Here is a 20,016-nt window from a genome sequence, read left to right on the forward strand (position 1 = left end):
TTGTCGCCTCCTCGGCGATCACAGCGCTGAGCTGGATGCCCTCCTTCGCCCGGCAAGCCGGAGCGCTTCGGCCATCGCTGGGCGAGAGAATAGGCCCATTTTGTGTCCCTTTGAGAGGGCATGGTCAGGACATTCGCTAGCACGGGTGCCAATGGGGAGTCTGTTGATCTGATGGCGACCGATCGCCGCGAGAGCCAGGCCCCCACCGCCCGCGTCCGCCCAGGGGACGAGCCGCACTGTGCCGTTCCTGGCCGAGGTGAGCAGGAAACCGCTTCCAGCGCCAATCGCCGCGCCCGCTACGGCATCGTACCAATGGTGTTTGCGCGCTTCGACGCGCGCGACGCCCACCAGCGTGGCCACCGCCAGCGCGGGAAGCCCCGCTTCCCAGCCGTACCGATTTTCGGGCGTCGCTGCGGCGGCAAAAGCCTCGGCTGTATGAGCCGACGGGAAGCTCTTGCGATCGCTATGATCGGGCCGCTCTTCGTGAATGAGCTGCTTGAGGCCGTAAGCAACGCCCCCACCAAGCAGCATGCTGCCTCCGGCTTGCACGTCGCCTGTCCAGTCACCCTGAACGGCCGGTGACGCCACTGGCGCTCCGTTCCCGCAGCTTCGTTGCGCTCAGTTCATGTCCTTTTTGTTGATGAGGCCTTGCGTGACTGTGGTCGCGCCGTCTCCATCAGTGCGCTGGGTGCCAGGATTGATCAACCGACGTTTCACTAGTTTGGACATCATGATGCGGGTTTGAGGATGCGGTGGCGTCAGAGCCATCATGCGGGTGGGATTTCTCTTCAATCACGATCAGGTTCACCAGATTGCGCACAGCCTGCCGATCGCGCTGGCGCTCAGCCAGGCGGGTGTCGATCTCGAGATTATCGTGGCGACCACCAATAGCCGCCTGACCGCCGAAGTCGTGCGGCTGGGCGGAAGCGCGATCGGACGCTCGATCCGGCTCGTCGAGCTTGGCCTCAAAAGCCGCGCCGCGATCCGCGTCGCGCATGCGCTCGAAACGATGTTGCCGGCGACCAAATTGCTGATATACGGCGACAATCTTGACTTCTTCAGGTCACTGGACGCGCTCGTCGTTGCCGAGAAGACCTCGCTGGTGCTCAAGACCCGCCATGGCTTGGCCGACCTGAAGATCATCCACACGCGCCACGGCGCCGGCGATCGCGCGATCGGGTTCGACAAGGCCAGCGCGCTGTTCGATCATGTGCTCGTATCGGGCAGCAAGATCCGCGAGCGGCTGATCCGCGAGACCGGCCTGGCCGAGGACCGCATCACCGTGGTCGGCTATCCCAAATTCGACCTGATCGATCCGCGCCCCGCGGTGCATCCCATGTGCAACGACGGGCGGCCGATCGTCCTCTACAACCCGCATGTTTCGCCACACCTGTCCTCCTGGTATCGCTGGGGCCGGCAGATCCTCGACTGGTTCGTCGCGCATGACGACTATCATCTGATCTTCGCCCCGCATGTGATGCTGTTCGAGCGGCCCTTCGTGCTGACGGTGGACCGGCTGCGCATCAGCCGGCCGGGCCATATCGACGAGCGCTATCTGCGGGCGCCCAACATCCACATCGATCTCGGAAGCCGGCTGTCGACGACAATGACCTACACCAATCGCGCCGACATCTACCTCGGCGACGTGAGCAGTCAGGTCTATGAATTCCTCCTGCGGCCCCGGCCCTGTCTTTTCCTGGATGCGCAGGGGACCGGCAGCGAGGATGATCCCAACTTCCTGCATTGGCGCGCGGGGCCGGTCGTAAAGGAGCTGGCCCGTTTCGGAGAAAAGCTGGAACTGGCGCGGACTGAGCATGCCGCCCGCTACGAGCCGATCCAGCGACAGCTGTTCGACCATAGTTTCGACCTTAGCGCCGAGCCCTCGTCGCACCGCGCGGCGCGTGCGGTTGCCGCGCTGCTCGGCCGCGCGGCAGTTTTCCTCGACACGACGCCCGGCCAACGCGCCTACGCCTGATGCGCATCGCCTATGCCATCAATTCCATGGAGGGCGGGGGGGCCGCAACACCGCTGCGCGCCGTGGCGCAGGTGCTGCAATCGCAGGGCGCCGCGCTCCGGGTGCTGGCGCTGACGCCGCGCAACCGGCTGGCGCTGCCTCCGCTGCTCTCGGCGGGGCTCGATGTCGCCGTCCGTCCGGGTGGCGAAGACGATCATCTCGCCGCCTTCCACTGGCTCGACGGGCAGGTGCGCGACTGGCGTGCGACCCATATCTGGACATCGCTGACGCGGGCGACGCTGATCGGACAGGTGGTGGGCCTGCGGCGGCACCTGCCGGTGATAAGTTGGCAGCATAATGCCCATCTCAGGCCGGCCAATGAGCGGATGCTCCGGCTGATGCGGCGGCTGCCATCGCTTTGGGTGGGGGACTCGGAATGCGTGACCGAGCTGACGGCGAGACGGTTGAAGGTCGATCCGGATCGGCTGATGTGCTGGCCGATCTTCTCGGCCGATCCCGACGCGCCACAGGCTCCGCCCTGGCAGCCTGGGCAAGTGATCCGGATCGGCAGCCTCGGCCGGCTTCACCCCAACAAGGGCTATGACGTTCTGGTCGCGGCACTGGCTATCCTGAAGGCCGAGGGCTTCTCGGCGCCGATGCCGTTCGAGATCGTCATAGCCGGCGAGGGCGCGCAGCATGCGGCGTTGGAGGCGGCAATCGCCGATGGAGGGCTGGCCAACATCAGGCTTGCCGGTTTTACGCAGCGTCCCCCGCATTTCCTGGCCGGGCTGCATCTTTATCTCCAGCCATCGCGGGCGGAGGGGTTCTGCATCGCGGCGCACGAGGCGATGCAGGCGGGTGTCGGCGTCATCGCCTCGGCGGTCGGCGAGATGCAGTACAGCGTCGACAATTGCTGCGGCGTGCTGGTCCCGCCGGGCGATGCCGGCGCGCTCGCCAGAGCATTGCGCCACATGCTGCTCTATCCGGAGATGCTAGGTTCGCTGGGCGACGCTGCGCGACGGCGCGTGCGCGCTCGCTATAGCCGCGAAGCCTTCACTGCGCGGGGGCAGGAGATATTGCAGCGGATGAGCGCACTCTAGCCGACCCTGCGGACCATCTTCGCACCATATGGTCGAACAGCTCGAGATATTGCGCCGATGCGCTGCCCAGGCGGTGGCGATCCAGCAGCTGAGCCAGCGCGGCCTCGTCCGGCGGCGGCGTATCGAGCATGGCCGTGACGGCTTCGGCGATGCTCAAGGGATCTGCATCGACGATCCGGCCGAACGACGGATGCAGCATGATCTCGTCGATCGCCGGCGAGCATCGCGTGGCGACGATCGGCCGGCGCGCGGCGAGCGCCTCGATCGCGACGGCCGGATAGCCCTCGAAATCGGAACTGATCAGCAGCATGGCGGCACGGGCGAGCGCGGGCCGGACGTCGGCGACGTGGCCCGCGAGCTCGATCCGGTCGGACAGGCCCGAAAGCTCGATCTCGCGCTGAAGCGCGGCGCGCTGATCGCCCTCGCCGAGGATCAGGAGCCGCGCGTTGCGATGGGCGGCGACGACCGCGAAGGCGCGGATGGCGAGGATGAAGTTCTTCTGCCTGACCAACCGTCCGATGCACAGGATCAGCGGCCGCACGTCCTTCGCCTCGGCGGCGCTCGACGCGACCGGCGCATCGTCCAATATGGGTTCGGCGACCATGCCGATCCAAGGCTCCCCAAGAATGCGCGTTGCTTCGGCATGCAGGCTTTCCGACATCGCGACAAAGCCGTCCAGCGGTGCGGCCAGCCACCGCGCGACCCGCTCGAACAGCCATTGCCGCGCAGGCCCGCGACCGGCGCGATGCAGCGGATTGCTGAGCTTGCAGATCATCGGCGGGCGGTCTTCGCCGAGCAGACCGGCGAGGCGGCTGGCGACCGCAAGGTGAAAATTGCCGGGCACGAAGATAAGGTCGGGCCGCAGCGCGCGGACCTGTGGAGCAAAGGCGACGGCCAGGCTCCAGCGGGAGAACAGGCCGCGGCGGATCTCGGGCTGCACCGCCACGACGTCGATCGAGCGATCCACCAGCGAGCGCAGCTGGCCGTCGTGCGTGCCGCACAGGATCGTCACCCGCCGCCCGGCCTTCGCCCAGCGGCTGGCCATGCGGATCGCGACGCGTTCGGTTCCCCCCGTCGAAAAGTCGTGCAGAATGATCAGGATGTGGTTGGCGCGGGCCGGCACCGCGATCATGCGGCGAAACGACGGCTGATGCGGCGGAGGCCCGCATAAGCGGCGAACAACCGCTCAAAATGCTGGTCCATCGTTCCGATCCGGCCTGCCGCCAGCGCGGCGGCGCGGCGAAGCTCAGCCTGGTCTCGCGCCGCCAGCCGCAGGATCGCGCGCGCCGCATCGCGCATATCCCCGGGCAGGTAGGTTTCGGATGTCTCGGGCCTGGCAAGGTCGGAGGCACCGCCTTCCGACGGCACCACCAGCGGCAGGCCCGAGCCGGCGGCTTCCGCCGCGACCAGGCCGTAAGTCTCGCATTCGCAGCCGTGGATCAGGGCATCGCCGCTGGCCATCACCCGCGCCAGCAGCGGGCGATCACGGATCGGCGCAAGCAGATGGACGTGCGGGCTCGCGCCGGCGTAGCGCAACACCCTGTCCCGATCGCGGCCTTCGCCGATCAGCACCAGCCCGATCCTGCGTTGCATCCCGGCGCGCAGGCAGGCGTCGATCACCATCGGCCAGCGCTTCTCCGCGGCATGGCGGCCGATGCCGAGCAGCAGCAGGGCATCCTCGTCGAGGTCGCATCGCCCCAGCAGGTCCCGCCGGATCGCCGGATCGCGCAGCGACGGCGAGAACAGGCCCGGATCGGTTCCCATCGGGATCGTCTCCACCGACGGCAGCCCGCCCAGGCGAAGCCGGCGCGACAGGCTGTCATTGGCGCTGACCACCATGTCGCAGGCTGCGGCGGAGCGGCGCAGATGGTTCCAGAACCATTGGAACTGGCGGTCGATGGCGGTGCGCCGGGCGATCCCGCCGAACCAGCGATAGGGATAGGCCGCCAGGGGATCGGCATGCATGATCAGTGCGCGGGGCGCAGTGCCCCGCCAGCCGGCGACGATGGACGCCGTGCGCCATGGCGAGGATGCCTCCACCATGTCGGGCCGCTCGGCGTCGAGCAGCCGATGTACGCGATCGGGATCGGCGAAGTAGCGGTAGCGGCGATCGAGCGGCAGCGTCGGGGACGCGATATAGACGATCCTGCCCCCGCCACGGCGGTGCTCGACGCCGTCCGTCGCACCGGGAGCGATGATCACGATCTCATGCCCCGCGGCCGCCCCGGCCTGCAGCTTCTGTTCGACATAGGTCCGTACGCCGCCGCCTTCGGGCGTGTAAAAGGCGCAGACATCGACGATTTTCATGGGACCTCCACAGGCCGCATCGACAGGCCGTGCCAATAGTTGGGAATGATGCTGAGCCGGGTAACACCCGGGCCAGCGACGGCGGCGGCGCTCGCCGCCTTCGGCTTCGACCAGCTCAGCCGGGGATTGCCCGCGAAGCCGACGCCGTCAGTTCTCAGGTCGAATTTGCGGCCTGCGTTGCGATTGTGGAGGAGCATCAGCGCATAGCGTCCGGGACGCGGCGCCCTGATGCACAACTCCACGACACCTGCCGCGGGAGGCGCGCCGACGACGCGGGCGAATGTCTTGCCAGTGGCGAGCAGCTTGTTGTCGTCGGCCAGGAAGTCAGCGTCATTGTCGGGATAGAGTTCGAGGCGCAGTTCGCCGCTGCGATCCTTCAGCCCCGTGACCACGACCTCGAAGGCGGGGCCGGGCTCGGGCGAACGACAGCGGCCCTCTGCGGTGCCCAGCGACGGAGTCGATGCGATCATGGTCATCGCCGCCAATGTCGCCGCGATCATGAAGTCTTCGCGGTCTCGAGCAGATCGGCGCCGGCCAGGGCGGCGCCGACGACCAGGTGCGTGGCGAGGATCAGGGCGGCAATCAGGGCGACCAGTGCGCCGATCCGGCTGTCGCCGCCCACCAGCAGGATCGTCGTAGCCGCGAACACAAGGTCCTTGTTGGGCACCAGCGGCAACCGGGTGACCAGCAGTTGCAGGGCGCCAAGCACCACCAGGCTCGACAGGGCGATGCCGGGCACGCCGACATGCCACAGCAGGATCGACAACAGCGTGGTCGTCGCCAGCCGGGCGAGATGCATAGCCGTGATGAAGCGCAGATCCCGGCCCGGCAGCGAGAATATCCTGCCGCGGAGCAGGCCGATCGCGGCGGTGATCGCGAGCACCGCCGCGATCGAGCCGACCAGCTCGTTGCGCGATATCGGCAGGTGCAGGGCGCCCAGATAGGGCCAGGCGGCGACGACCATGGCGAGCGTAGCGACATTGCCCGCCAATGCCGATGTAACGCTGACATCCTTGATCGCGCCGAACGGGGCCGAGCTGAGCCCCGAACGCGCACGAGCCCAACCGTAGAAGGCGAGCTCGCCGCTATAGCCGAGCAGTACCTCGTTGCTCACCAGCTTACGGAGCAGGGCGGCGAAACCAGCCGCCGGCAGCTTCCACAACCGGCGGTAGATCAGCCACTCGGATGCCGGCAAAGCGAGATAATAGGCGCCCAGAGCGCACCAGAACGCCGGTGCCGCCGGAAGGTCGTTGCGCAGCCGGACCATGCCGATCTTGTCGAGCTGGCTCGCGATCGTCGCGAGCAGCGCCAGCGATATCGCGGCTGACAGCCATTTTTGCCAGCGCCGATCGGGAAGGGGAAGGGGTGGTAGGCGGGATGAAATTGCAAGCGCTTCTGCAGACACCGTGAGGGATCTCCCATTCGCCCTGTCCAGCGATGGACGGCACCGGGTCGATGGACCCGCACCGCAGCCCTAGATTATTGTTGTGTCATCAGCGTTGCAGGAGATCGGCATATCGCCCCGCTATGCGATTGCGCATCAGCGCGGCGAGCGTCGCGTCGATGCTGGCCAGGAGCGTGGGTATCGCGGCGTCGCCGGGATGCACGGCGACGCGGACGATCTCGGCGCCGGCGAGGGCATGCCGCGCGAGTGCCGCAAAAAGGCGCGAACTCGCGATCCGGCGCGGGCTGCGGCTGGCCCAGGTGACGACCGGCCCGCGCGCCAGCACCCGGCCGTCGAGCGGAGACCATATCCGCAGATGATCTTCGGCCAGGGCGAAACCCGCCTCGGCCAGCGCGCTGCGGGCACCGGCTCCATAGAGCCAGGCCGGCGCCACGAAGCCGGCCACCGGCGCGCCGATGATGTCCTCGATCAACGCCTTGCCCGCGGTCATGCGGGCGAGCGCGACGTCGTGACCGAGGCCGAGGAATTCGCCTTCGCGCGCGGTCATGTGGCGCGCCTTGAAGGCGGCCGCGCCGCGATGCGTGCTGTCGTCGCGGTGGAACCAGCCATGGACGAAGATCTCGGCGCCATTCGCATGCCAGTCGCGCAGGCGCCGGTGGAAGGCGGCGTCCCGGGCGATCGGCGCCTCGCCCCAATGGTCGGGCACGACGAGCAGGGCGAAACGTGGCCCGCCGAGCTTGTCCGAGAGCCGATCGGCGAGGCGATCGACCGCATCGGAAAAACGCGGGCCGACATCGTGAATCGATGCCAGCATGCGGCGCGAAGTCGAAGGCTCAGAAACGTCCATCGATCGCGAACCTTATCGTGCGTGGCCGCAGCGGGGTGACCTGGCGGCCCTGCATGACGCCGAACGGATTGCCCAGCGAGAAGCGGTTGCCATGGGCGTCGAGCAGGTTGGTCGCGTCGAGCGACAGGCCCGCTTTGTCGCTGCCGATCCGAATACCGAGCGCGGTATCGGCATAGCCGCCCTGGACAATATCGAGTCCGTTGCCGATCCCGAGGCGGGAATGACCAAAATAGCGGAACGAGGCGTCCAGCGACAAGGCGATGTTCCCGCGCAGCCGGGTAGTGTAACCAAGCGCGGTGCGCGCGCCGAGCCGTGCGACATCCGGCAGCTCGGCATGCCGCGAGGCCGAAAAAGCCGCGGCCGGAGTGGTCAGGTCGCTGTCGTTGACGAACAGCCCGGCTTCGACGTTCAGCCCCGCCGCGGGCCGCCAGCCCAGCTTGGCCTCGAAGCCGACCGTCTGGCCGTTGCCGATGTTCGCGGTGTACGGAAGGCCGCTCGCATCCACCAGATCGGCCTGGATATTCTCCCAATGGGCATAGATCAGGCCGAGCGCCCCGCTGAAATGGTCGCTCGCGGGATCCCCTAGCCGCAGGCCCGCCTCGAAGGTGGCGATGCTGTCGCCCTTGAACCGCTGCGAAACGATGCCGGTGCCCGCGGCGGCGACCGAGAGGCCGCCGCCGCGATAGCCCTCCTGATAGCGGGCATAGGCGGTCAGCCGGCCGCTTGGCCGCCAGGCGACCGCGAGCAGCGGCAAGATACTTGCCTCGTTGCGATTGCGTTCGTCGCCGCTGTTCCTGGGCAGATCGAGCAGTTCGCCGGCGAGGTGGCTGAAGGCCAAGCGGCCGCCGGCGGTGAGCTGGACGCGCGGCGCGATGCCGAAGGTGGTCTCGCCATAGAGCGCGCCGCCGGTCAGGCTGTTATGGACGCCGGCGATCCGCATCGTCGCGCCGACCGGCCCGAGCGTGCGGCTGAGCTTCTCGCCATTGCTGATGAAGCTTGTGCCCAACAGCCATCCCGTGCCGTCCTTTTCGCGGTGGGACAGGCGGGTTTCGTTGGAGATGAGAGTGATCTTGTTCCTCTGGTCGAACGCGCTGGGCAGGGCCGCCGGAAAGCCGGTGGCGTCGAACCGCTCGCGCACGTCGTGACTGACGATCCCGGTGGCGGAGACGAGCTGCAGCCCCGCCCAGTGGCGCGACAGCGTCGCATAGCCGAGCCGATAGTCGTTATCGAATGGCTGGGCGATCGCGCTCGACCGCCGATAAGGCGGCAATCCACGCTCGGCATATTGGCCGTCGGCGCTGTAGATGTCCTGCACCAGCCCGCCGACATCGAGCGTCCAGCTGTCGCCGATCCTTGCGCGCAGGGTGACGCGACCACCCTTGATCTGCGAACGGTTCACATCGCGCAGACCGCGTTGAACGTCGTCGATATAACCGCCCGCGACCGCGCGGTAGCCGACCAGGCGCAGGGCGGCGCGGTCGTCGAACAGCGGCAGGTTGACCATGCCGGAAAGCTCGCTTCCGGGTCGCCCGTCCTGTGTCGCAAGATAGGCGGCGGTGGCGCTGCCGCTCCACTGCCCGAGGTCCGGCGCGTTCGGCACCAGCCTGACGATGCCGCCCAGCGACCCCGCGCCGTAGAGCGTGCCCTGCGGCCCCTCGAGCACCTCGACCCGCGCCATGTCATAAAGACTCAGGTCGGGATCGGGCGCATTATAGTTGAGGCGTATGTCATTGAGATATTGGCCGACCACGGCTTGGCTCGGGCCCGTGAAGCTGCTGTCCGCGATGCCGCGGATGATCAGCTTGTTGCGGCCCGGCCCCAAATTGGTCGACGACAGCGATGCGACGCTGTCGACCAGCGCCTCGGTCCCGCGGGCCGCCGCCCTGGCGAGCATGCCCCTGCCGGGATCGAGGATGGAAACCGCTCCGGCATAGTCGCCGATCCGCGTCTCGCGCTTGCTGGCCGTCACGACGATCTCGCTGGCTGCCAGGGACGGAGCGGGCTGGGTTACGGCACCGGGCCTGGGCTCGGTGGGCTTCACCGGGATAGCGATCAGCCGGAATGTGTTCGCGTCGATCCGCTCGAAGCCGAGGCCGCTGCCCTGCAGCAGCCGGCGCAGCGCCCGTTCGGGCGGCATGTCGCCGCGGACCGCCGCGCCGCGCAGTTGCCCGATCGGGCCGACCGTGCCGATCGTCGTCCCCGACTGCGCGGCAAAGGCGACGATCGATTGCTGGAGCGGCCCCGCCGGAATGTCGAAGTGCGACCGCGCGGCTGCGGACGCCGTGGCCGGCGCCGCAATCATCAGGGTCATCGCGGCGAGTTCAGCGCCCCGCACGCTTCCGCGGTGCCAGATGCCAGGCCTTGCCGTCGTCCACGGCATCGACATCGAGCAGCGCGCCGATCCGTGCGAACAGGCGCGGGCGATCCTTGTCCAGCAGGATGACGCCGCTGAAATGCTCGCGCTGAAGCTCGGGCGCGACGGTGACCAGCGCGCCGACATTGCGCGAAAGATCCGTCGCGATCCGGGCCAAGGAGGCATTCTGATAGACCAGTCGATCCCTCCGCCAGGCGCCAACCGCCGACGGATCGACCCTTCCTATGATGCCTGCACCCGTTCCGGAAACATATATCATCCTGCCCGCATCGAGCCGGATCGCATCGCCGTCCGGATCGAACAGCACGGCGCCCTCCGCGACGGCGGCTTCGGTGTCGGGCCCGGCGCGTAGGACGTTGAAGGTCGTGCCGACGTCGCGCAGCGTCACGTCTCCGGCATGAACTTCGAACGGCGCGGTCGGATCATGGACGACCGTGAAGGTCGCTTCGCCGCGATCGAGCGAGGCGAAGCGGGTATCACCGCGGCGCAGGCCGAGCCTGGAATTGCCGTTCAGTTCGATCCTGGTGCCGTCGTCGAGCATGACCATGCGGCGCTGGCCGGCCCCGGTCTCGATCGCATAGGCCGCGACCGACGGGTTCAGCCTGGGATAGGCGACCAGACCGCCGACCAGGATCGCGGCGGCCGCAGCCGTGCCCGCGAACCAGCGCGCCCGTGCGCGGGCGGGATGCGGGATGTTGTCGTTGGATGGACGATCGGCGAGCACCTGGTCGCCGATCCGCGATTCCACATCGTCGTCCGCCAGCGCGACTGCTTCATAGGCGGCATTATGTGCTGGATCGGCTTCCAGCCATGCGACAAAACCGTCCCAGTCGGCGCGTGTGGGATCGCGCTGGCGCAGGAACCAGCCGGCGGCTTCCTCCCGCATCTTCGCTTCACCCTGTCGCATCATCGATTCCTCCGATCGCATGACGCCGCGCCTGCGACAAATCCGCAGCCTCGACTTCGCGCATTTCCACCAGCACGCGATAGGCTTTCTGCAGATGCTTCTCGACCGCGCTCAGGCTGATGCCCATGACCGCCGCGATATCCCGCTGCGCAACGCCATCGATCCGGTGGCTGCGAAAGATCGCGGCGGTGCGGTCGCCCAGCGCCTCCAGCTTCTGGTCGACCAGCCGCAGCCGCTCGCGGGCGAGCAGCACCCGTTCGGCCGAAGGCTGGTCCGATACGCCGGGAACCGCGCCGCCGGCGGCATCGCTCCACGCATCGTCGCGCCGAAGACGCCGCTGTGCCGCGCGGCGGCGATCGAGCATCAGATTGTCCGCCATGCTATAGAGATAGCCGAGAGGATTGGCGATGGGCCGGGATGGCGCCGCCGAAGCCTTCACCCAGAGTTCCTGCAGCAGATCCTCCGCGTCCGCGCCCGCGCCGCGCGCCGCCAGGAAGCGCATCAGCGCCGGTCGGCTGTCCAGAAATACGGCCTTCAGGCCGTTGTCACTCATCTAGCGTTGTCCCAGCTGGTGCTCGGCGTTGGCTTTATGCGTCAGCGAGAGCCAGAGCAAACAGGATTCTAGCGGTAGATCCAGCGTTTGATTTACAAACGCCAGGCGGGACTACGGCAATGCCGGTGCGCGAGCGCTTGACAGAAATCGCCGACATAGCCCCCCTTCCGCCCCCTTGCTTCCCAAAAGCTGACTGTCCCGCACGTCCGACCTTGCCGCCATTCCAGTTTTGGCAAGTGGCGTCCGCATTCGGGCGAGCGAAGAATGGTTTCCGATGACGGAGATTAGGACGCGTAGCTGACGTCGATGTTACGCCTGAATGATTGGCAGCTTCCCGTCTACGCATCCCGATTCCGGACAGTCGGCATCGTCCCACATTACGGTCATTGGATTGAACGACGAAGGGACTGACTCTTGCAGCGATTGGGCGGGTGCACCAGATGGAAACCATGGGCTCGGACGATATAGTGAAGGCAATCACGGCCGCGGTATCGCAGGCTCCTGACTGGGTGCGGCGAGACCTGGCTTCGAAGGATGCGCTCACCAAGGAGCGTGCCGAAGAAACGCTCGCAGCCATCATCTCAGCGGCGCTCAAGGCGCCCGACTAAGGCGCGTCCGCACATGGCGGAGACAGGAAATCCTTGCGGAACAAGGATTTGAAATGGCTCCCCGGGCCTGATTCGAACAGGCGACCATTCGATTAACAGTCGAACGCTCTACCGCTGAGCTACCGGGGATCGCATTTCCACGCCAAGGCGAGGCGCGCCTATAGCAGCGGCTTCTCTCGCGTTGCAACCCCCTTAGAGGGATTCATGCGCGACGCGAATTCTGTCGCCAAAAACGGCGGCTCAGAACGCGAATTGCTCCATCGTGATGCGGTCGTCGAGCGCATGTTCGGGATCGAACAGCAGCGTGAGCGGACTGGTGCGGTCGATGCCGATGCTGATCTGCGCCACGTCGCGGACCTCACGCTGGTCGGCCACGGCGCTGACCGGGCGCTTGACCGCATCCAGCACCCGGAAGGAGATCGCGTTCTTGTTCGGCAGGATGGCGCCCCGCCAGCGGCGCGGGCGGAACGGGCTGATCGGGGTGAGCGCCAGCAGCGATGATTCCAGCGGCAGGATCGGTCCCTGGGCAGAAAGGTTGTAAGCGGTCGATCCGGCCGGGCTGGCTACCAGCACGCCATCGCATACCAATTCCGGAAGGACGACACGGCCATCGACCGACACTTCGATCTTTGCAGTCTCGCGGGTCTCACGCAGGAGCGAGACCTCGTTGATCGCCGGCATCGACAGCCGCTGCCCTTCCACGGTGACCGCATCCATGCGCAGTGGCAGTACGGTAATCGCCTTCGCGTGCTGCAGCCTCAATTCGAGCAGATCGGGCCGCCAATCGTTCATCAGAAAGCCCACAGTGCCGAGGTTGACCCCGAAGACCGGCAATATGCGGTGCCGATCGAGCATCCCGTGCAGGGTGCGCAGCATGAAGCCGTCGCCGCCCAGCGCCACGATCAGCTCGGCCCGTTCGACGGGATGCCATTCGTACAGCTTGCGCAGTTCGGCGGCCGCCTCCTGTGCCGCGTCGGTGGGGGAGGCGACGAGCGCCATCCGCTTTTCGGTCATCCGCCAGTGACGCTCATGTGGCGTGATACCGCGGGCGCCGCACCCGGGCGATCGATGCGGAAGGCGTGGCGGGCGGGCTTCAGCTTCATGGCCTGATCGAGGAGATCGTCGATCTCGCCGGGCTGCCCTTCGCGCAGTGCCCGACGCAGGTCGAGACGGTCGTCATGGCCGAGGCACATGTAGATCTGCCCGGTGGCGGTCACCCGCACCCGATTGCAGCCATCGCAGAAATTGTTCGTCATCGGCGTGATGAAGCCGAGCTTCGCGTCGAGTTCTTCGACGCGCACATACCGCGCCGGACCGCCTGTACGGTAGTCAAGCGGGGTTAGCGTATAGCGGGCTTCGAGTTCGCGGCGGACCCCATCGAGCGGCAGGTAGCGGTCGGTGCGATCGTCCTCGACCTCGCCAAGCGGCATTGTCTCGATCAGGGTCAGGCCATGGCCTTCGCTGGCGCACCAGCGCAAAACGGGCTCGATCTCGTGCTCGTTGAGTCCCTTCAGCGCCACCAGGTTTATCTTGATCGCCATCCCGGCTTCGCGCGCGGCTGCAATTCCGTCGAGGACGGTGGCGAGTTGCCCACCCCGCGAGATGAAGGCAAAACGCTCAGGGTCCAGACTGTCGAGGCTGACGTTGATCCGGCGAACGCCGGCATCCGCCAGCGTCGCGGCATGTTGGCGCAGCTGGCTGCCATTGGTGGTCAGCGTCAGTTCGTCCAGTCCGTCGCCGATGCGCCGGCCGATTGCCTGGACCAGCTGGTCGATGCCCTTGCGGACGAGCGGCTCGCCGCCCGTAAGCCGGATTCGCTTGATGCCCCGCGCGATGAACGCGTCGGCGAGCGAGGTCATCTCCTCGAGCGTCAATATCTCCCGTTTGGGGAGAAACTGCATCCGCTCCGACATGCAGTAGCGGCACCGAAAGTCGCAGCGGTCGGTGACCGAAAGACGCAGATAGGATATGCGGCGGCCGAAGCTGTCGGCGAGCACCGCGCCATCCGATCGCCGTGGTTGATCGATGCCCGTCATCCGCATCACTCTAATCCCTGATTGCCGCTGGTGGAAGCGGCATTGTCTTCGCCAGATGGGGCGGTGCGCGTCCTGGATTCGCAGCGCATCCTGTTCGAAGATAGGGACTCGCAGGCCATCGCAAAAGGGGGGGCGCAACGCCAGTCTGTAAAAGCTTTGCGATTGGCCTGAGCCAGACGATACGGTAACAGCTGACGAATGAATGGGAAAATGGCGTGAGCGAAACGGCTGCCCCGATCGGCTCCGGCAGGGCAAAGCTGCCGCTCTTCCTGTTGTCTTTCCATAATCGAGACGATTTGGGCGGCCTGGTCGAAGCCGCCGGCTGGCAGGTGATCGCTGCCCGGCGCGCCGATGCGATCGAACGGCGTTTCATCGCGTCTAGTGCGACGATTGCGGTCATCGATGCACGCCAGGCCGGCGAGGAGGCGGTCGCCGCATGCGCCACGGTTTCTGCTGCGGTAGTCTCGGCCGGGGCGGCATTGCTGGTGATCGTCGACGATACCGGAGCGCTTGAACGCTATCATGCGGCGGGTGCGACCCATTATCTGGCAGCGCCCTTCGACGCAGCGGAACTGCGCATGGCCTTGCGCTTCGCCGATCGATATGTGGAGCGACTGGCGGGCGGCGACCGTGCCGCATCGGAGCGGGCTTCGCTGCGGCTGGCCGAGTCCGAAGCCTGGATCTGGAAGCCGGGCGACCGCATGGTAAGGCTCAGCTCGGCCTTCGCGGAGCGGATCGGTGCGGGCGGCGAGACTGTGCCGATGTCGACGCTGTTCAGGCTGATGGACCGGCCAAGCCGACGCCGCGCCCGGGATGCAATCGATCGTCTGCTCACCACCGGCCGCGCCACCGCTTTCGCGCACCGCAGCGCGCTCCACGGCGACCGGATGGCACACCATATCTCGTTCGACGAAGATCGCGGCGCAGTGGTCGGCTGGCTGGAAATTACCCGACACGACGCCGAACCGGATAGCGCTGGAACGGATACGCTGACGGGCCTGCCCAAGGCGGAAGGGATCCGCAGCTGGGTCGAGGAGCGGCTCGCCGATGAGACCGCGCCCGATCCGCGTTGTGCATTGCTGGTGCTGGGCGTGATGCGATTCGGCCTGGTCAATGCAGCGTTCGGGCGGACAACCGGGGATGCGGTGCTGCAAGGCGTCGCGCGACGGATAGAGCGGGTGATCGATCGGGTCGGGCTCGGCAATGCGATGATCGCCCGCACCGCGGGTTCGGAGTTCGCGATCGCGCTTGCGCCGCCGGTGACCGCGGACAGCGCGGGGCTGATCGCCAATCGCCTCGTCGAGAGCGTAGCCTGGCCGTTCGTGTCGGGGGAATCGCTGATTCCCCTGTCATGTCGGGTCGGGATCGCCGCGGCCGACGCTGAAGGGCGGCGCGACGCCGGTACCTTGTTCCAGCGCGCGGCAGCGGCGCTGGCCGTGGCGAAGCATGGCGATGCCGGGCTAGTCCGCGCGTTGGATGCCGATAGCGAAGCCGAGGCCAATCGCCGCAACCAGCTCGAGATAGATCTGCGCCGCGCGCTCGACCACGACCAGATCGACATCCTCTTCCAGCCGCAGGTCGATATCGGAACCGGCCTGATCATGGGGGTCGAAGCGCTCGCCCGCTGGCGCCACCCGCAGCTCGGCGAACTGGGTGCGGTGCCGCTGTTCGCAACCGCCGCGCGATCCGACTTCGTCGTGCAGCTCTCCGCCCATGTCCAGCAGCGCGCGCTCCAGCTCGCTGCGGCATGGCCCGGGAAGTTGCGCGAGCTGCGCCTGTCGGTGAATGTTACCGCCGCCGACATAGCGCGCTCCAATTTCGTCGAGGACTTCCTCGGCCGCGTCGACGAGGCAGGATTCCCGCGCGATCGCCTGACGGTCGAGGTTACCGAGAGTGGGTTGATCTCGGACCTGGCACGGGCGGCCGAACTGCTCGCCCGCCTGCGTCGAGAAGGCCTGCGCGTGGCGATAGATGATTTCGGGACCGGCTATTCGAGCCTCGCCTATCTCAAGGCGCTGCCGCTCGACTATCTCAAGATCGACAAGACTCTCGCCGAGGATATCACCGGGTCGACCCGCGACCGGATCGTCGTGCGCGGCGTGATCGACATGGCGCGCTCGCTGGGCTTGTCGGTAATCACCGAAGGTGTCGAAACCCAGGCCCAGCTTACTTTGCTCGCGCGCGAGGGCTGCAACTATTATCAGGGCTATCTCTGCTCACCGCCGGTCGACAGTACGACACTCGAGGCGATGCTGCCCGATCGGGCCGAGATGGCGACGGCCGAACAACCGCTGGTGTAAGGTGACTGCCGAGCGGCTCGGCGGTGCCCAGACCCTTTTTCAGCCCAATATCTTCGCCAGCCCCCGCGACAGCTGCAGCGCGCCGTTCAGTCGCGCCTTGGCATCGGGCCAGGGCCGGGTGATCACCAGCCTGCTGTCGGGGCGCAGCTTCGCGCTGTCCTTCAACCGGTCGACATAGGCAAGCAACCCCGGCAGGTCCGGAAAGCTGTCATTGTGGAACGCCACCAGCGCACCGCGTGGACCCGCGTCCAGCTTGGCGACACAGGCGTTGCGGCAATTCAGCTTCGTCTCGATGACCGTCAGCAGATTCTGGGTGGCTTCCGGCAGCGGGCCGAAGCGGTCGATCATCTCGGCGGCGAAGGACTCGATCTCCTGCTTGGTCTCCGCTTCGTTCATGCGGCGATACAGGCCCATGCGCAGGTCCAGATCGGGGACATAATCTTCGGGTATCAGGATCGGCGCATCGACATTGATCTGCGGTGAGAAGGCTTCGCGCGGCGGCTGGGCAAGGCCGTCCGCCCTGGCCTCCAGGATCGCCTCTTCGAGCATCGACTGGTAGAGTTCGAAGCCCACCTCCTTGATGTGCCCCGACTGCTCGTCGCCCAGCAGGTTGCCGGCCCCGCGGATATCGAGATCATGGCTGGCGATCTGGAAACCGGCGCCCAGCGTATCGAGATTCTGAAGAATATGGAGCCGCTTTTCCGCAGTTTCCGTCAGGCTGCGTGTGCCGGTGGTCAGATAGGCATAGGCGCGCGTCTTTGCCCGGCCGACGCGACCGCGCAGCTGATAGAGCTGGGCAAGGCCGAAGCGGTCGGCGCGGTTGACGATCAGCGTGTTGGCCGAAGGGATATCGAGCCCGCTCTCGATGATCGTGGTCGATACGAGCAGGTCGAACTTGCCGTCGTAGAAGGCCGACATTCGTTCCTCGACCTCGCTCGGCGCCATCTGGCCGTGCGCGACGACATAGCTGATCTCGGGCACTTCCTTGCGGAGATATTCCTCGATGTCGGGCAGGTCCTTGATCCGCGGCGTGACGAGAAAGCTCTGCCCGCCGCGATAATGTTCGCGCAGCAACGCCTCGCGGATCACCACGCCGTCCCAAGGCGCGACATAGGTGCGAACCGCCAGCCGGTCGACCGGCGGCGTCTGGATCACGCTGAGTTCGCGCAGGCCCGACATCGCCATCTGCAGCGTGCGCGGGATCGGCGTCGCCGTCAGGGTCAGCATGTGCACGTCGGTCTTGAGGGCTTTCAGCCGCTCCTTGTGGGTGACCCCGAAGCGCTGCTCCTCGTCGACGATGACCAGCCCCAGCCGTTTGAACTCGATGCCCTTGGCGAGCAGCGCATGGGTGCCGATGACGATGTCGAGCGTGCCGTCGGCCAGGCCGTCCTTCACCTTCCGTGCATCGCTGGCGGTTACGAGCCTCGAGAGGTGGCCGACCTTTACCGGGAAGCCGTGGAAGCGCTCGACGAAGTTCCGATAATGCTGCCGGGCTAGCAAAGTCGTGGGACAGATCAGCGCGACCTGCATGCCCGCCAATGCCGCGACGAACGCCGCGCGCAGCGCGACTTCGGTTTTTCCGAAACCGACGTCGCCGCAAACCAGCCGGTCCATAGGTTTGCCCGCGCCGAGATCCTCGATCACGTCGGCGATGGCGCGATCCTGATCGTCGGTCTCCTGGTAAGGGAAGCGGTCGACGAACTCGTTATAGCCGCCTTCGGGCTGGATGACCTCTGCGGGCCGCAGCGCTCGCTCGGCGGCGGTCTTGATCAGCTCGCCTGCGATTTCGCGGATGCGCTCCTTCATCTTCGCCTTGCGCGACTGCCAGGCGACCCCGCCCAGCTTGTCGAGCTGGACGCCCTCGGTCTCGGCGCCGTAGCGGCTGAGCACGTCGATATTCTCGACCGGGACATAGAGCTTGTCGCCGCCCGAATAGCTGAGCGCGACGCAATCGTGCGGCGAGGTGCCGACAGGGATCGACGTCAGTCCCTCATAGCGGCCGATGCCATGATCCATATGGACGACCAGATCGCCCGGCGTGAGGGTGGCCAGCTCCGCCAGGAAGGCGTCGGCCGATTTCTTGCGCTTCTGCCGGCGGACCAAACGGTCGCCGAGCATGTCTTGCTCGGTGAGCAGTGCGATATCGCCGCTAGTAAAGCCGTGGCCGAGTGGAAGGACGGCTAGCGCGACTTTGGCGACTCCGGAACCCAGCGAACCCTTTGCGTCGAGCGCTTGTCCCAGGGCTTCCTGCCAGCTTTCGGCAAAGCTCAGCCGTTCCAGCCCATGATCACGCAGCAGTCCGGCGAAGCGTTCGCGTGCGCCGCCCGAATAGCTGGCGAGAACGACGCGCTTTCCGGCCTTGGCCAGCGCGTCGACATGCTCGATCACCGCATCGTAGATGTTGACGCCCTGGGTCCGTTCGGGCGCGAAATCGCGCGCGGCTTCGACGGCCATGTCGAGCACGGTCGAGCTCTCCGGCTCGTCGAACGGCGTGACGAGGTGGATCGGGCGGTCGGTGATCGCCGTCGCCCATTCGTCGCTGGTCACATAGAGCTCGGCAGGCTCGAGCGGGCGATAGCTGCCGGGATCGGCGCTGCGCGCGCGGACACGGTTGGCGTGATAATCGGTGATCGCTTCGAACCGGGCCTCGGCGGCCTTGCCCGATCCGGCCTCGCGGATGATCAGATCCTCGGGCGCGAGATGATCGAACAACGTCGTCAGCCGCTCCTCGAACAGCGGCAGCCAATGGTCCATGCCCGCCAGTCGCCGACCGTCCGATACCGCCTGATAGATGGGATCCCCGGTAGCGCTGGCGCCGAAGCGCTCGCGATAGCGGCTGCGGAATCGCTTGATCGACTCCTCGTCGAGCAGGGCTTCGGAAGCAGGCAGGAGCGTGAAGCCCTTGACGGTGCCGATGGTCCGCTGGTCGGCGGCGTCGAACTGGCGGACATTCTCGATCTCGTCGCCGAAGAAGTCGAGCCGCAGCGCGTGCGGCTCACCCGACGGGAAAAGGTCGACGAGTCCGCCGCGCACGGCATATTCGCCGGGATCGGTGACGGTGTCGGTGCGGACATAGCCGTTCGCCTGAAGGAGCGCGGCGAGCTTGTCGCGGTCGATCCGCTCGCCGGGTGCGAGCCGGGCCACCAGCTGGCGGATTCGGAATGGGGTCAGCACCCGCTGGGTGATCGCGTTGACCGTCGTCGCGATCAGCAACGGCCCCTGCGGCTTCGTCTGGAGCGCGTGCAGCGTGGCGAGCCGGTCGGATGTCGCGCGCAGCGCCGGGCTGGCCCGATCGTAAGGAAGGCAGTCCCAGGCGGGGAAGTGCAGTACCGACAGCTCGGGCGCGAAATAGGCGGCGGCGTCGACCACCGCCTGCATCGCCTGGTCGTCGGGCGCGACGAACACCAGCCGGCCGTCGCGGGCGGCGGCGGCGCGGGCGAGGTCGGCGAGCAGCCATGGCTGGAAGCCGATCGGCGCGCGGGCGAGCGTCAGGGGGGCGCCGGCTTTGAGGATGCGTTGGAGGTCGGTCATGCAATCCGGATGATGTGAGAGGCCGTTTGATTCATGCGACGTCGAAGGCTGCTCGCCGCGACGCAGAGGCGGCTCTCGACTCCGCCCAAACCAA

Annotated in this window: 17 protein-coding genes and 1 tRNA gene; 4 read left to right on the forward strand and 14 right to left on the reverse strand. The window is 66.7% G+C overall.

Annotated features, from left to right (window positions below; translation table 11 throughout):
* Nucleotides 1-18 precede the first annotated feature (18 nt).
* Together AC1DPF_RS04865 and AC1DPF_RS04870 are read right to left on the reverse strand one after the other, a co-directional pair.
* Nucleotides 19-588, reverse strand: coding sequence for a phosphatase PAP2 family protein (locus AC1DPF_RS04865; RefSeq protein WP_477960026.1), 570 nt, complete (start codon nt 586-588; stop codon nt 19-21).
* 30 nt (nt 589-618) lie between these two features.
* A complete protein-coding gene (locus tag AC1DPF_RS04870) occupies nt 619-771 on the reverse strand; it encodes a hypothetical protein (protein WP_477871108.1) in 153 nt (50 codons plus the stop codon).
* On the opposite strand from AC1DPF_RS04870, the gene AC1DPF_RS04875 reads away from it, so the two are divergent.
* Both AC1DPF_RS04875 and AC1DPF_RS04880 read left to right on the forward strand, forming a co-directional pair.
* Complete coding sequence (locus tag AC1DPF_RS04875; protein ID WP_477871106.1) at nt 770-1,975, forward strand: hypothetical protein; 1,206 nt, start codon at nt 770-772, stop codon at nt 1,973-1,975. The two genes, AC1DPF_RS04870 and AC1DPF_RS04875, sit on opposite strands and share 2 nt — an antisense overlap.
* Complete coding sequence (locus AC1DPF_RS04880; protein WP_477871104.1) at nt 1,975-3,054, forward strand: glycosyltransferase; 1,080 nt, start codon at nt 1,975-1,977, stop codon at nt 3,052-3,054. Before AC1DPF_RS04875 ends, AC1DPF_RS04880 begins: the two co-directional genes overlap by 1 nt.
* Here the strand turns inward: AC1DPF_RS04880 and AC1DPF_RS04885 are convergent.
* From AC1DPF_RS04885 to AC1DPF_RS04920, 8 genes are all read right to left on the reverse strand, one after another.
* Nucleotides 3,008-4,186, reverse strand: a complete 1,179-nt coding sequence (locus AC1DPF_RS04885; RefSeq protein WP_477871102.1) for a glycosyltransferase — start codon at nt 4,184-4,186, stop codon at nt 3,008-3,010. The genes AC1DPF_RS04880 and AC1DPF_RS04885 overlap by 47 nt on opposite strands.
* Complete coding sequence (locus tag AC1DPF_RS04890; RefSeq protein WP_477871100.1) at nt 4,183-5,361, reverse strand: glycosyltransferase; 1,179 nt, start codon at nt 5,359-5,361, stop codon at nt 4,183-4,185. Before AC1DPF_RS04890 ends, AC1DPF_RS04885 begins: the two co-directional genes overlap by 4 nt.
* Complete coding sequence (locus tag AC1DPF_RS04895; RefSeq protein ID WP_477960028.1) at nt 5,358-5,861, reverse strand: DUF2141 domain-containing protein; 504 nt, start codon at nt 5,859-5,861, stop codon at nt 5,358-5,360. Before AC1DPF_RS04895 ends, AC1DPF_RS04890 begins: the two co-directional genes overlap by 4 nt.
* Entirely contained in the window at nt 5,858-6,766 is a 909-nt protein-coding gene (locus AC1DPF_RS04900) for a hypothetical protein (protein ID WP_477871097.1), read from the reverse strand. Before AC1DPF_RS04900 ends, AC1DPF_RS04895 begins: the two co-directional genes overlap by 4 nt.
* Before the next feature lie 88 nt (nt 6,767-6,854).
* On the reverse strand, nt 6,855-7,580 hold the full coding sequence (locus AC1DPF_RS04905) for a DUF2334 domain-containing protein (protein ID WP_477960029.1): 726 nt from the start codon (nt 7,578-7,580) through the stop codon (nt 6,855-6,857).
* A gap of 19 nt (nt 7,581-7,599) precedes the next feature.
* Entirely contained in the window at nt 7,600-9,948 is a 2,349-nt protein-coding gene (locus AC1DPF_RS04910) for a TonB-dependent receptor (RefSeq protein ID WP_477960031.1), read from the reverse strand.
* Nucleotides 9,935-10,897, reverse strand: a complete 963-nt coding sequence (locus tag AC1DPF_RS04915) for a FecR family protein (RefSeq protein WP_477960033.1) — start codon at nt 10,895-10,897, stop codon at nt 9,935-9,937. Before AC1DPF_RS04915 ends, AC1DPF_RS04910 begins: the two co-directional genes overlap by 14 nt.
* Nucleotides 10,881-11,447 carry an RNA polymerase sigma factor gene (locus tag AC1DPF_RS04920; protein WP_477960035.1) on the reverse strand — a complete coding sequence of 189 codons (567 nt, stop codon included), beginning with the start codon at nt 11,445-11,447 and terminating at the stop codon, nt 10,881-10,883. The genes AC1DPF_RS04915 and AC1DPF_RS04920 overlap by 17 nt, the downstream gene beginning before the upstream one ends.
* 440 nt (nt 11,448-11,887) lie before the next feature.
* On the opposite strand from AC1DPF_RS04920, the gene AC1DPF_RS04925 reads away from it, so the two are divergent.
* Nucleotides 11,888-12,055, forward strand: a complete 168-nt coding sequence (locus tag AC1DPF_RS04925; protein ID WP_477960177.1) for a DUF6771 family protein — start codon at nt 11,888-11,890, stop codon at nt 12,053-12,055.
* A 54-nt stretch (nt 12,056-12,109) separates the two neighbouring features.
* Here AC1DPF_RS04925 and AC1DPF_RS04930 read toward each other — a convergent pair.
* The 3 genes from AC1DPF_RS04930 to moaA form a co-directional block, all read right to left on the reverse strand.
* Nucleotides 12,110-12,184 (reverse strand) — tRNA-Asn (locus AC1DPF_RS04930).
* A gap of 111 nt (nt 12,185-12,295) precedes the next feature.
* The gene (locus AC1DPF_RS04935; RefSeq protein ID WP_477871085.1) at nt 12,296-13,069 is read right to left on the reverse strand and encodes an NAD kinase; all 774 of its coding nucleotides are present in this window, start codon (nt 13,067-13,069) and stop codon (nt 12,296-12,298) included.
* Nucleotides 13,066-14,091, reverse strand: coding sequence for a GTP 3',8-cyclase MoaA (gene moaA / locus AC1DPF_RS04940; RefSeq protein WP_477871420.1), 1,026 nt, complete (start codon nt 14,089-14,091; stop codon nt 13,066-13,068). The genes AC1DPF_RS04935 and moaA overlap by 4 nt, the downstream gene beginning before the upstream one ends.
* 215 nt (nt 14,092-14,306) lie before the next feature.
* On the opposite strand from moaA, the gene AC1DPF_RS04945 reads away from it, so the two are divergent.
* Complete coding sequence (locus tag AC1DPF_RS04945; RefSeq protein ID WP_477960037.1) at nt 14,307-16,391, forward strand: putative bifunctional diguanylate cyclase/phosphodiesterase; 2,085 nt, start codon at nt 14,307-14,309, stop codon at nt 16,389-16,391.
* A gap of 39 nt (nt 16,392-16,430) precedes the next feature.
* Here AC1DPF_RS04945 and mfd read toward each other — a convergent pair whose 3' ends face one another.
* Nucleotides 16,431-19,922: a transcription-repair coupling factor gene (gene mfd, locus AC1DPF_RS04950; RefSeq protein ID WP_477960039.1), complete on the reverse strand. Its 3,492-nt coding sequence runs from the start codon at nt 19,920-19,922 to the stop codon at nt 16,431-16,433.
* Between the last annotated feature and the right edge of the window lie 94 nt (nt 19,923-20,016).

The organism is Rhizorhabdus sp. P4_G6, assembly GCF_056401045.1.

What these genes read in the sequence shown, in the direction of transcription:
- AC1DPF_RS04875 (WP_477871106.1), top strand. Translation starts at nt 770, where the DNA reads ATGCGGGTGGGATTTCTCTTCAATCACGATCAGGTTCACCAGATTGCG.
- AC1DPF_RS04870 (WP_477871108.1), bottom strand. Translation starts at nt 771, where the DNA reads ATGATGGCTCTGACGCCACCGCATCCTCAAACCCGCATCATGATGTCC.
- AC1DPF_RS04880 (WP_477871104.1), top strand. Translation starts at nt 1,975, where the DNA reads ATGCGCATCGCCTATGCCATCAATTCCATGGAGGGCGGGGGGGCCGCA.
- AC1DPF_RS04885 (WP_477871102.1), bottom strand. Translation starts at nt 4,186, where the DNA reads ATGATCGCGGTGCCGGCCCGCGCCAACCACATCCTGATCATTCTGCAC.
- AC1DPF_RS04890 (WP_477871100.1), bottom strand. Translation starts at nt 5,361, where the DNA reads ATGAAAATCGTCGATGTCTGCGCCTTTTACACGCCCGAAGGCGGCGGC.
- AC1DPF_RS04895 (WP_477960028.1), bottom strand. Translation starts at nt 5,861, where the DNA reads ATGATCGCGGCGACATTGGCGGCGATGACCATGATCGCATCGACTCCG.
- AC1DPF_RS04905 (WP_477960029.1), bottom strand. Translation starts at nt 7,580, where the DNA reads ATGCTGGCATCGATTCACGATGTCGGCCCGCGTTTTTCCGATGCGGTC.
- AC1DPF_RS04915 (WP_477960033.1), bottom strand. Translation starts at nt 10,897, where the DNA reads ATGATGCGACAGGGTGAAGCGAAGATGCGGGAGGAAGCCGCCGGCTGG.
- AC1DPF_RS04920 (WP_477960035.1), bottom strand. Translation starts at nt 11,447, where the DNA reads ATGAGTGACAACGGCCTGAAGGCCGTATTTCTGGACAGCCGACCGGCG.
- AC1DPF_RS04925 (WP_477960177.1), top strand. Translation starts at nt 11,888, where the DNA reads ATGGAAACCATGGGCTCGGACGATATAGTGAAGGCAATCACGGCCGCG.
- AC1DPF_RS04935 (WP_477871085.1), bottom strand. Translation starts at nt 13,069, where the DNA reads ATGACCGAAAAGCGGATGGCGCTCGTCGCCTCCCCCACCGACGCGGCA.
- moaA (WP_477871420.1), bottom strand. Translation starts at nt 14,091, where the DNA reads ATGACGGGCATCGATCAACCACGGCGATCGGATGGCGCGGTGCTCGCC.
- mfd (WP_477960039.1), bottom strand. Translation starts at nt 19,922, where the DNA reads ATGACCGACCTCCAACGCATCCTCAAAGCCGGCGCCCCCCTGACGCTC.